Source organism: Sebaldella sp. S0638 (genome assembly GCF_024158605.1).
Classification (GTDB): Bacteria; Fusobacteriota; Fusobacteriia; order Fusobacteriales; family Leptotrichiaceae; genus Sebaldella.
Genome location: NZ_JAMZGM010000007.1, coordinates 75595 through 86699 on the forward strand (window position 1 = coordinate 75595; position 11105 = coordinate 86699).

11 protein-coding genes are annotated in these 11105 nt (G+C 33.4%); 2 read left to right on the top strand and 9 right to left on the bottom strand.

The genetic code is table 11. The features are described from left to right. Positions 1-371 precede the first annotated feature (371 nt). The 9 genes from NK213_RS03860 to NK213_RS03900 all read right to left on the bottom strand — a co-directional run bounded on the left by NK213_RS03860 (position 372) and on the right by NK213_RS03900 (position 10391). A complete protein-coding gene (locus NK213_RS03860) occupies positions 372-965 on the bottom strand; it encodes a flavodoxin (protein WP_253346877.1) in 594 nt (197 codons plus the stop codon). A 96-nt stretch (positions 966-1061) separates the two neighbouring features. Next, positions 1062-1499 (bottom strand): OB-fold putative lipoprotein, encoded by a 438-nt coding sequence (locus NK213_RS03865; protein ID WP_253346879.1) that lies wholly within the window; start codon positions 1497-1499, stop codon positions 1062-1064. 60 nt (positions 1500-1559) lie between these two features. After that, complete coding sequence (locus NK213_RS03870; RefSeq protein WP_256478647.1) at positions 1560-2453, bottom strand: aldo/keto reductase family oxidoreductase; 894 nt, start codon at positions 2451-2453, stop codon at positions 1560-1562. Positions 2454-3013: 560 nt separating this feature from the next. Beyond that, on the bottom strand, positions 3014-4030 hold the full coding sequence (locus tag NK213_RS03875) for a response regulator transcription factor (RefSeq protein WP_253346880.1): 1017 nt from the start codon (positions 4028-4030) through the stop codon (positions 3014-3016). A 360-nt stretch (positions 4031-4390) separates the two neighbouring features. Then, positions 4391-5329: a carbamate kinase gene (gene arcC / locus NK213_RS03880; RefSeq protein ID WP_253346881.1), complete on the bottom strand. Its 939-nt coding sequence runs from the start codon at positions 5327-5329 to the stop codon at positions 4391-4393. An 11-nt stretch (positions 5330-5340) separates the two neighbouring features. Next, on the bottom strand, positions 5341-6441 hold the full coding sequence (gene aguA / locus NK213_RS03885) for an agmatine deiminase (RefSeq protein WP_253346882.1): 1101 nt from the start codon (positions 6439-6441) through the stop codon (positions 5341-5343). 21 nt (positions 6442-6462) lie between these two features. Continuing rightward, positions 6463-7830 carry an APC family permease gene (locus NK213_RS03890; RefSeq protein ID WP_253346883.1) on the bottom strand — a complete coding sequence of 456 codons (1368 nt, stop codon included), beginning with the start codon at positions 7828-7830 and terminating at the stop codon, positions 6463-6465. 30 nt (positions 7831-7860) lie between these two features. Beyond that, positions 7861-8877: a putrescine carbamoyltransferase gene (gene ptcA, locus NK213_RS03895; RefSeq protein WP_256478648.1), complete on the bottom strand. Its 1017-nt coding sequence runs from the start codon at positions 8875-8877 to the stop codon at positions 7861-7863. 728 nt (positions 8878-9605) lie between these two features. After that, positions 9606-10391 (bottom strand): substrate-binding domain-containing protein, encoded by a 786-nt coding sequence (locus NK213_RS03900; RefSeq protein ID WP_253346894.1) that lies wholly within the window; start codon positions 10389-10391, stop codon positions 9606-9608. A gap of 72 nt (positions 10392-10463) precedes the next feature. Between NK213_RS03900 and NK213_RS03905 the strand changes: the two genes are divergently transcribed. Both NK213_RS03905 and NK213_RS03910 read left to right on the top strand, forming a co-directional pair. Next, positions 10464-10754: a transposase gene (locus NK213_RS03905; RefSeq protein ID WP_253346886.1), complete on the top strand. Its 291-nt coding sequence runs from the start codon at positions 10464-10466 to the stop codon at positions 10752-10754. A gap of 17 nt (positions 10755-10771) precedes the next feature. After that, positions 10772-11105, top strand: a 334-nt coding sequence (locus NK213_RS03910) for an IS3 family transposase (protein ID WP_253346888.1), incomplete at its 3' end; no start/stop codon positions are given.

Sequence of the window (11105 nt, forward strand, 5' to 3'; positions counted from 1 at the left end):
ACCTGCATCTCCCTTCGTGCTAAAGGGTATTTTCATTAAACTATTGTACTTTAATAATATATCATAGTTTTATTAATAATTAAATTATAAATTAAATTATCATACTTTATTAAAATTTATTTTGTGCCCTAAAAAAACAAGGGGCATGCTTTTGCATGCCATCTCTCACTTAGCAGGTAAGTGCTTTAGATTTAAGCTACTCTTGTTATACAGTGGGACTTCACCCACATCTCCCTTCGTGCTAAAGGGTATTTTCATTAAACTATTGTACTTTCACAATATATCATAGTTTTATTAATAAGTAAATTTTTTTATTTTATAAATATATTATTTTTGCATAATCAGAACCACATCCAATTCCCCAAAGGAAATTATAACATTTTCAATTTAACAAGCCATTCTTTTATTGCATTATCAGCATTATTTATATTTGATGATTGAATAATAAGGTTTTCAAGAACTTTAGCATTTGGAGCTAATTTTTTCAGTTCTGTCATACTGTTTCCAAAAGTACCGCTCTCGCTTGTATAAAAAGGAACTACTGTTTTTCCTGACAGATCATACTCACTTAAAAATGTAAGAACCGGAGGCGGTATAGTTCCTCTCCATATAGGATGACCTATAAAAATAGTATCATATGTATTTATATTATCAATTTTTGTACTTAACGCCGGAAGAATATGTTTATCCTGTTCTTCCTGAACCCTTTCAGTAAGCAGACCGTAATCAGCGGGATATTCATCTGCAAGCTTGATTTCAAGAATATCTCCGCCAACATTTTTCTGTATCAGCTCTGCTGCTGTTTTTGTAGTTCCTGAATGAGAAAAATAAACTATAAGAATCTTTCCTTTTCCTGTGCTGTTTTGGTTCTTATCTGCCATATTAGCTGCTGTAGTGTCAGCATTACAGGATATAAATAACACCAATGCAATTAATGTTATTAATAGTACACGTATTTTTTTCATAAAATCATTTCTCCTTGTATTAAAAATATTTACCAGCCTTTTTCTTCATAACCATAAAACGCTTTCTGTTTACAAAAAATATTTTTTTAGGCATCATTATATAATCCTGCATTGCTTTAATACTACCCAGTCGTCAGTTCCTAAAATATGAAATTCTCCGGAAACACTGACTTTATCTCCCACGGATAATTTATTCATCGAATCATATGATGGAAATACACACAAAACATAGCTTGAACCGGTCTTTGAATCAGATAGTTCAATTGAAGGAAGACTATGTATATCCGGCCCTTTATAAGTAACTACTCCTGATACCTCTACAGATTTTCCGGTATAGGTTTTTTCTGCCTGTACTTTATTTTTATGAAAAACATCAAGTAAATCATATGCACTGATTATTTTTTCCGCTGACTCTTCTTTATATATCCCGGTATCACTTTTTGATAATTCCGGACTTTTTCTGTCACCTTTACTGCATGCAAGATAACTAAGACTTACTGCCATTATTACAACAACGGTTATTACTCTTTTCATTTCTAATTGCCTCCTGAAATTTATTAATTCCAACAAAGATATCATTCTTCTCACAAATATTTATTTTTCGGCAATTTTATCCAATGCGTCCAATGCTTCACCAGACAGTTTTATATCTGCACTGCTGATATTTTCAAGCAGATGAGCTGATGATGATGTCCCCGGAATCAGCAAAATATTCGGTGAACGGTGAAGCAGCCATGCCAGTGCTGTCTGCATTGGTTTACAGCCTAATTCTTCTGAAATTTCCGTAAGGATTGATGACTGCAGAGGATTAAAACCTCCAAGCGGAAAATACGGCACATATGCAATGCCCTGCTCTGCTAATTTATCAATCAGCATGTCATCTTCACGGTTAGCCAGATTATAACTATTCTGCACACACACAATGTCAGTTATTTTCTGTGCTTCTTCTATCTGCTCTGCTGTAGCATTACTAATACCAATATGACGGATCAGTCCTTTTTGCTTAAGCTCTGCAAGTGTTTCCATCTGTTTTGCCACAGAGTTATCAGTAGGCCCGAATTCAGTACCCATAACACGATAATTAACAATATCAAGTACATCAAGATTCAAATTACGCAGATTATCATGCACTGCCTGTGTCAATTCTTCGGGTGAATCAGCTCTCTGCCAGACTTTAGCTGACGGACGGACACATCCTATCTTAGTAACTATCACTAAATCTTTAGCATAAGGATGTAATGCTTTTTGTATAATTTCATTAGTAACATGCGGCCCATAAAAATCTGATGTATCAATATGATTTATTCCTGCTTCGACTGCTGTACGCAGGACTTTCACTGCCTCATCAGTATCTTTCGGCGGCCCCCATACTCCCGGCCCAGCAAGCTGCATTGCGCCGTAACCCATTCTTTGTACTGTAAGCCGTGAGTTTGAAAATGTAAACTGACCCCCTGCTGATACTGCTTTTGTTTTATCATTTAAATTCATATAAATACCTCCGTTTTTAATTTCCTGCTTCTTGAGAAAATAATTCTGATAACCAGAAAATCATATTACTTATATTTCAAATTATCTTCTCACAGTTCTTTGTAATTTCGACCAACAATTTCATATTATAAAGTTATTTGAAAATAATTCCATTTACTTTATATTGTATATTATATACAATTAACTGAAAAATTCCTATGTACTGTAATATGATATTTTTTCCAAAATCAATCATCTCATTGTACTATAGTACAATATTTCCCCAAAACATAAAGCAGCTCATAATTCAGGGACTGATCAAATAGAATTATCTATAAATAACAGGACAAATAAAGAAGTTTTATCAAGGTACCGCCTGTTATTTTTGACACGGCAATAAAAAAGTACAGTCTTAGTTCATCTGTACTCTTGTTTATTATTAATTAATTTTCACTTTTAAATACCGATTCTCAATATATTCTGATATCAAAAATCTCCAAAAAAGATTACATCCAACATTAGAATACTTAAGAAAATTTCCAATCCATACGGACAATAGAAAATAATTATTTTATTTTGCTTTATTGACCGCATGCCACTTGATTTTCTATCCATTTATTATATACCTGAGCCAATTCACGCCTGTTAGCCACCTCAGTTTTAATAAAAATATTATGTACGTGTGTTTTTACAGTACCTATAGATATATATAAACTTTCGCTTATTAGTTTATTATTCTTGTCCTCAAGCAGATGTTTGAAAACTTCCTGTTCCCTGACTGTGAAAAGATGTGCATCACAAAACAAATGGAATATATAATAATCATGTTCATCATCATTATTTGATTTATCTTTCATTCTAGACCTGTAATTATTCCTTGGAGATATTACACGTATATCCTCTTTTTCTCTGGAATCAAACATAAAGAAATTAAAAAAATAACTTATAATTATCATAGACTGGCTGATTCTAAGAATATCTTCCGAAAAATTTCTATTAGTAATATTTAGAATTGTATCTGAATAAACATCAATTTTGAAGATCACAAAACTATCTTCAATAAAAACAAGACACGACATTAAAAGCGTGTATTTCATTATTTTTTTATATTTGCCGAGAAGTTCGTTCTCCTTAATTATTTCATCATTTTTCAATATACTTAATATGTATATATTAAATAAAATAAAAAAAACATCTCCTGGTACATAAAACAGCCAGGATTTAAAAGCAGTCCTCTTCATTACAGGAATTATAAATAAAAATATAGTCAGAAGCCCTAAAGCAAAATACCATATTCTGGGATTTTTTAAATTTAAAAATATGCTGTTAATCATAATATAAACAGCTAAAATAGAAATTATGATCAATGTTTTATACGTAGGAACTGAAATAACAAGATTATTATATGAAATAGAAAAAGTATTTATGAACTCTGTCATATAGATCACAATATTATCAAATAAATATAAGCTAAACAAAATACTAACTGCAAAATAACAATTATTTTTTGTTTTCAAATAATAAAAGCCAGACAAAGTAAGTACAACACTATATAAAATTATCAAAAATACATTATAAATGAAAATTGTAACTTCCATTAACTTTTATCCTCCTAAAAATGAACCCATTTTTTTTAGACATTAAAATTATATCATACAACAAGAAATATGTAAATGAGAGTATTTTGATATTTTATTGGACGGATAAATAAAGAAGGTACAGGAAAAAAATTATTTAATAAATTAAAAAGCATCCTGAAAAGGATGCTTTTTTGACATATAAATTCTTATAATATTTGTTTTTATTATAATTTAACATACCAAATTCAAACCTTTTATTACAAATATTTTGATTTAGAGATTTACATAACCACCTGTGAACATCATATTTTTCTGCTGTCAAAAAACCGTTTTTTGCATTCTGATATAACTGAATTTTTTTAACAAATAATAAAACTACTACTGTGTTATTAAAGTTCCGCTTTCACCTTTAACTGCCTGCTGTACTTTTTCCAGAGAACATATCACTGCTTTTCTGCCAGTACCGCTTTTTACAAACATCATTGCAGCCTCTACCTTGGGAAGCATGCTTCCAGGTGCAAAATGTCCTTCATCACAGTATCTTTCAGCTTCTTTTACAGTCATCTCTGCCAGATCTTTTTGTTCCGGCTTTCCAAAGTTTACAGCTACCCTGTCAACTGCAGTCAAAATAAATAAATAGTCTGCTCCGACAAGTTCTGCAAGTTTTTCCGCAGCGAAATCCTTATCAATAACAGCAGAAACCCCCTCTAAAGTGCCGTCATCATTTTTAGAAACCGGAATACCGCCCCCGCCGCAGGCTACTACAATAAAGTTATTTGCAGTTAAATCCAAAACAGCATCCTTTTCTGCAATATCAATAGGCTTTGGAGAAGCAACAACCGTTCTGTAACCTCTTCCTGAATCTTCCACAAATGTCAGATCAGGATTTGATTTTTTGAGTTCATCGGCTTTTTCTTTTGTATAAAAACTTCCAATTGGTTTTGTCGGATTTGAAAAAGCTTTGTCATTTTTATCAACTATAACCTGTGTCACAACAGTAACAACATTACGCTTTACTTGTTGACTCAGAAGTTCTTTTTTTATTCCCTGCTGTAAATGATAACCAATATAACCCTGACTCATAGCTGTACATTCTGCAAGTTCCATTTCACAAACTTTGTCGTCAATAGCAGATGCCGTATCAAAGGCAAGTTTTATTGTCCCGACCTGCGGCCCGTTACCATGGCTTACAATAATCTCATGTCCGTCTTTTATAAGTCCAACTAATGGTTTTGCTGCTTTTTCTATCATTTCAATCTGCTCTTTAGGGTTATTCCCTAACGCATTTCCACCTAATGCAATAACAATTTTTGACATTTTCACGCTCCTTATTTTGCTTTTGGCATGTGCTGTGTTATACAGTGGACATTTCCTCCGCCGTACACCACTTCTTTAGTTGCAACACCTACAATTTTTCTGTCCGGAAACATAGCTTTGATCTGCTCTAATGCTAAGCTGTCATTTTCATCGCCATATTGAGGAACAATTACACCACCGTTTACAATTAAGAAATTCATATACGATGCTATACACACGTCACCATCTTCACGCGGCATAGTTCCTTCCACAGAATCAATAGCTTCTGCACCTTCTAATAAAATAGGTGTCTTAGTTAAACATAATTTGTGGACTTTTAATTTACGTCCTTTAGCATCAGTTGCCTCAGTCAGAGTTTTGTAAGCATCCTGTGCCTGCTGATAAAATGGGTTTGCGGGATCGTCTGTCCAAATACATGCAACTTCTCCAGGTTTAACAAAACATGCCACATCATCTATATGACCGTTAGTTTCTTCTGGATCAATTCCGTCTTTTATCCATATTACCTTATCTATACTTAAATAATCTCCCAATTTTTGTTCGATTTCTTCTTTAGTCATATGAGGATTTCTTCCTTCGCTCAAAAGACACATCTCTGTAGTAAGCAGCGTTCCTTCTCCGTCAGAATGGATAGAACCTCCTTCAAGTACAAATCCGTCTGTTCTATAGCTGTCTATACCTTCAATTTCACATACTTTTTGGGCAATCTGATCATCATTAGCCCATGGGAAATATAAACCGTCGACTAAACCGCCCCATGCATTAAATTCCCAGTCACAACCACGAATATCGCCTTTATCGTTGATAACAAACGTCGGACCGCAGTCACGAACCCATGCATCATCATTGCTGGCTTCTACAACACGAATATTTTTCGGAAGAATGTTTCTGCAATTTTTATATTGTGCATTTGATACTAAAACTGTAACCGGTTCGAATTCGCTGATAGCAATAGCTACATCCGCAAATGCTTTCTGGGCTGGTTTCCCGCCGTTTCTCCAGTTATCCGGTCTTTCAGGCCATATCATAAATACACATTTCTGTTCTTCAAATTCACCCGGCATTCTAAATCCGTCTTGTCTTGGTGTTGAACCTTCAATTCTTTTAGCCATTCTCATACTTCCTTTCAACTATCATTTTATTTTTTTAACTATAATTATCAATTCTCCTATAAAAATACATATAATTGCCCCTATTGTAATAGGCAGAGTTCCAGCCAGTGTTTCCGCATCGAAACTTAATGGAACCCCTGTAAATATAATTGAGATAATTAATAAAACCATTGGAGTCGCAACAAGAATTTTTAAAAATGTATCACTCCCTGAAACTTTAAAAGGTCTCTCTTTGTCAGGATCAATTTTACGAAGTTTATAGAAAGCTGGAAATACCGGTATATATGCAAGTAAGAACATAACTAAATTCAAGGCAAAGAAACTCCAAAACAAATCCTGATTAGGCAGTATCGGCGCTAACAGTAACACAATTGATGCAACAATACCGTTAATCACTGCTGTACCCACAGGCATGTCATTTTTCTTGCTTTTTCTTGCGAAAGCCTTCGGCAGATCTCCATTTTCTGCTGCATAACTCGCAGTGCTGTTTACCCCTAAAGACCAAGAAGTCATGTTTCCAAACAGAGTAAGTAAGAATAATACTGAAATAATACTAATAAACGGACCTGTCATTTTCCCTGTCATTAATTGAATAGCATCGATCAAACCGCTGCTTGTACTCACTTCAGAAGTAGGAATTGCTACCCCTATACCAAAAGCCGAGAAAATGTAAATTGCGGCTATAACAAGTCCGCCTGTAACAATGGCTTTAGGAATTTGTTTATTTGGGTTTTCCATATCTCCTGCAAAGGTACAGATAATTTCAAAACCTAGGAAGTTAAATAAAATTACTGAAATAAATGATAAACTGTGTAAATCAAATGAAGGCAGCAAAGATGAAACAGTGTATTCATTAGCAACACCTTTTGTAAAAGCAATATAAGTACCGATAATTCCTACAGTTACCGCAAGCAGAACTTTTATCACGGCAGCTCCGTTCAAAATCCATGTGCTGTCAGAAACCGGGAAAAAACTTATATATACTATTATCCAGACAAATGCTAATTCTATCAGTAATGACGGAATAAGTCCTATCTGCATGCCAGTCGCCAAAGATATTATCTCCGGAAACAATACTGCTAATGAGGCCATCCACAGAGGAAAATTAATCCAATAATACCACGAAACCCTTGAACCCCATTTTCTGCCAAATGCATTCCTTACCCAGTCATATATTCCTCCTTCACTATCATACGTAGTCCCAAGTTCTGACGAAATTAGACCGTATGGCAGTAAGAAAGTCAGCATTAGGAATATCCACCAAAAATATTGTGAATTTCCGATCGCTGCAACCGGTGCAGCTGCTTCTACAACAAATACAACACATATAACTGCCAGTATTGCATCTAACATTCTAAACTTCTTTTTACCTTGACCTGCTTCACTCATGAATAATACTCCTTTAATTACTTAGATTAGTTATAAAGTTTTTAAAAAATCGTCTAAATCTGTTTTAGCACTGTTATATTCATTATCATCAATTTTTTTAGCCTGCTTGTTCATGAAATAAACAAGTAATCCTCTTATTGATGTAAGTCTGTTTTCAGCTTCGTCAAATACTATTGAATAAGGAGCGTCTATAACTTCGTTTACTACTTCTTCACCACGAGAAGCTGGTAAGCAGTGCATAAATTTAACATTTGGAGATGCTTTTGCCATCATTGCAGGAGTTACCTGGTATTTAGGATAGAATATTCTCATACAGTCTTCTTTAGAACGTTCTGCATCATATAATCCATACCAAACATCTGTGTATACGAAGTCTGCATCTTTTAATGCCTCATCCTCATCTTCAGTAATAGTTATTTTTCCGCCAGATTTTTCACAGTTTTCTCTACCAATTTTCAAATAATCCTCATTTAATTGGTAACCTTTTGGTCCGTACTGCACAAAGTGCATTCCCATTTTTGTAGCAATAAACATAAGAGAAGCACATACCTGTGTACAGTCACCAACAAAAACAACTTTACAGTCTTCCAATTTTTTACCTTCTGGTAAGTGTTCTATCATTGTGCACAGATCTCCCATTTCCTGTGTAGGGTGATTATAATCCGACATTCCGTTTATTACAGGAATAGTTGCATGATTAGCTAAGTCATATACACTTTTATGTCTGTCTACACGAGCCATTAATATGTCTACTAATCTTGATAAAACAGCACTTGTATCTTCGATTGTTTCGTGTCCTCCCAATTGAATCTGACCCGGAGCCAGATATTGACCATGTCCTCCCAGCTGTTCCATTGCAGTTTCAAATGAAACTCTTGTTCTTGTAGATGATTGTTGAAAAATCATACCTAAAGACTTATTCTTTAGTAGTTGTGGATAATAACCTGCTTTTATGCAACGTTTAATTTTCAGCGAAAGGTTAATTATGTCCATTAGTTCCTCTTTTGTGAAATCAGTTGTTGTAATAAAATCTTTTTTTACTGCCATTGTTATTTCCTCCTCATATATAATAAAAGTTTTTCTAGTTAAGCCAATTCTATGACAAAAACCTAAGGTTTAAAATCAACTTTAGCGGTTTAATTTTATATATATCAGGGAATAATCCGCATAAACTTTTCTAAACTTTCATCTAAAACCCGTATTAATATTGAAATCAAATAATTCGCATGGAATAAAAATTTAAATAATTTTTTTGTGGATTATTTATTTTTGTTCCAAAATTATCTAAACTAACAAAAAATCCCTTGATCTATTTTAAAGAATACGAGGGATTTTTCATTTTTCTTATTGAGTTTCCTTCACAGATTTAATTTTTTCTCTCTCGGCAAATCAGACGAATATTTGCCATAAAATAAAAATCAGACTGATTTTATACGGTCTGAAGTACATTCTGTATGTAACATATTAATTTAAATAAAGCTTTTCTATGTAACATCTGTTCTTGAGGCAATATCTGAATAGTATGTATCCCTTTTTTTCTTTATGTCCCTTTATCTGTTGCTGAAATAAACTCCAAAATTTTTTGATAATCTAATTTGCATCAAAAGAAATTTTCCATTCTGACAGAATATAAATTATATCCGAAATAAAAAAAGAGCCTCCCGTGATTTTAATTCACCACGGGAGACTGCGTAAAACTATAAGTATACTTTGACAAAAATTCTGGTATTCCAAATTTTATATATATAAAATTTCTTTGCACAAATTCATTATTTTTACCATTCACCTTTAAAGCTGTCTACATTATTTTTATTTACTTCTACCTGTTTCATTTGTGTTACAGGCTCTACTTTTTCTCCTTTCAGGTATTTCACACCCGCTGTTATTGCAGTATATCCTTCTTCTACTGCTGACATATAAGTAGTTCCGTCAATTAATCCGCTTTTTACTGCATTTAATCCTTCTGTACTTCCGCCTAATCCGATTACCAGAACTTTATCTTTTAAATTAGCTTCTTTCAGAGCCATTCCTGCACCAATAGCTGAATTATCATCCTGAGCAATTATTACATCAATAGGCTGATTTTTTTGTATCAAATCTTCTACTATTTTTAAAGCCTGTTCTTTTTCCCAGTTGCTTGTCTGAGTATAAACAACCTCAAAGTTTTTATTTGTATCTAATGCTTCCATAACACCTTTTCTTCTGTTTATCTGCGGGCTTGTTCCCGGTCTTCCTTCAATAAGAACTACTTTCCCGCCTTTTTCACCCAAAAGACTTTTAGCCAGTTCTCCTGTCAGCTTTCCTGTTTCTACCTCATTTTGCCCGACATAAGTAATTAGTCCTTCATATTCCCCGTTTTCCTTATCTCCTATGGCATTTGTAAATGCTAATATAGGTATGTTTGCTTCATTTGCCATTCTAACTGCTGTTTTTGCCGCATTTGAATCTACAGCTGCTATAGCTATGAGATCTACTTTTTTAGAAATCATATCTTCTACCTGTGATAACTGTTTGCTTGCATCCCATCCGGCGTCACTGTATGTTACTTCTACGTTATGGATGGGTTACACTAAACTGGACAGAAAAAATAAGTTAATATAAAATAATTATGATAAAAGAGAAGGAGATAGAGAATGGCAGCTAAAAAAAGAAAGAGAAGAAATTACACATCCACTTTTAAAAAGCAAATAGTTCAGTTATACCAAAACGGGAAAAGTAAGTCAGATATAGCGAAAGAATACGATGTCCACATATCAGTTATTGGGAGATGGCTCAGCCAATATGATAATAGTGGATCTTTTAAAGAAAAAGAGAACAGAAGTGAATTGGAACTTGAAAATATCCAACTAAAAAAGAGAAATAAAGAATTGGAAATGGAGAATGATATCCTAAAGCAAGCGGCGCTGATCTTGGGACGAAAATAAATGTAATAAAAGCTAATATGCATAAATATTCAGTATCAGCAATGTGCCGTGTCCTCAAAATATCAAGAAGTACTTACTATTACAAACCTGTAAAAAAGGAAAATACAGATATTTTGGAACAGACAATAAAAAATATATTTAAAGATAGTAGAAATAATTACGGGACTCGAAAGATAAAAATTGAACTTTCTAAGTTAAAATATATAGTTTCAAGAAGAAAAATCAGTAGAATAATGAAAAAATCAGGTCTTGTATCAAGTTATACAAAAGCCAGTTACAAACCTGTCAATATGAAAATACCGGAAAATGAGACCGGTAATCTTTTGAATAGGGAATTTAAAAGTAAAAATC

Bases quoted from the DNA above. Each gene is read 5' to 3' on its own strand.
- NK213_RS03905 (WP_253346886.1), top strand. From the start codon at position 10,464: ATGGCAGCTAAAAAAAGAAAGAGAAGAAATTACACATCCACTTTTAAA.
- arcC (WP_253346881.1), bottom strand. From the start codon at position 5,329: ATGTCAAAAATTGTTATTGCATTAGGTGGAAATGCGTTAGGGAATAAC.
- NK213_RS03890 (WP_253346883.1), bottom strand. From the start codon at position 7,830: ATGAGTGAAGCAGGTCAAGGTAAAAAGAAGTTTAGAATGTTAGATGCA.
- NK213_RS03865 (WP_253346879.1), bottom strand. From the start codon at position 1,499: ATGAAAAGAGTAATAACCGTTGTTGTAATAATGGCAGTAAGTCTTAGT.
- aguA (WP_253346882.1), bottom strand. From the start codon at position 6,441: ATGGCTAAAAGAATTGAAGGTTCAACACCAAGACAAGACGGATTTAGA.
- NK213_RS03875 (WP_253346880.1), bottom strand. From the start codon at position 4,030: ATGGAAGTTACAATTTTCATTTATAATGTATTTTTGATAATTTTATAT.
- NK213_RS03860 (WP_253346877.1), bottom strand. From the start codon at position 965: ATGAAAAAAATACGTGTACTATTAATAACATTAATTGCATTGGTGTTA.
- NK213_RS03870 (WP_256478647.1), bottom strand. From the start codon at position 2,453: ATGAATTTAAATGATAAAACAAAAGCAGTATCAGCAGGGGGTCAGTTT.
- ptcA (WP_256478648.1), bottom strand. From the start codon at position 8,877: ATGGCAGTAAAAAAAGATTTTATTACAACAACTGATTTCACAAAAGAG.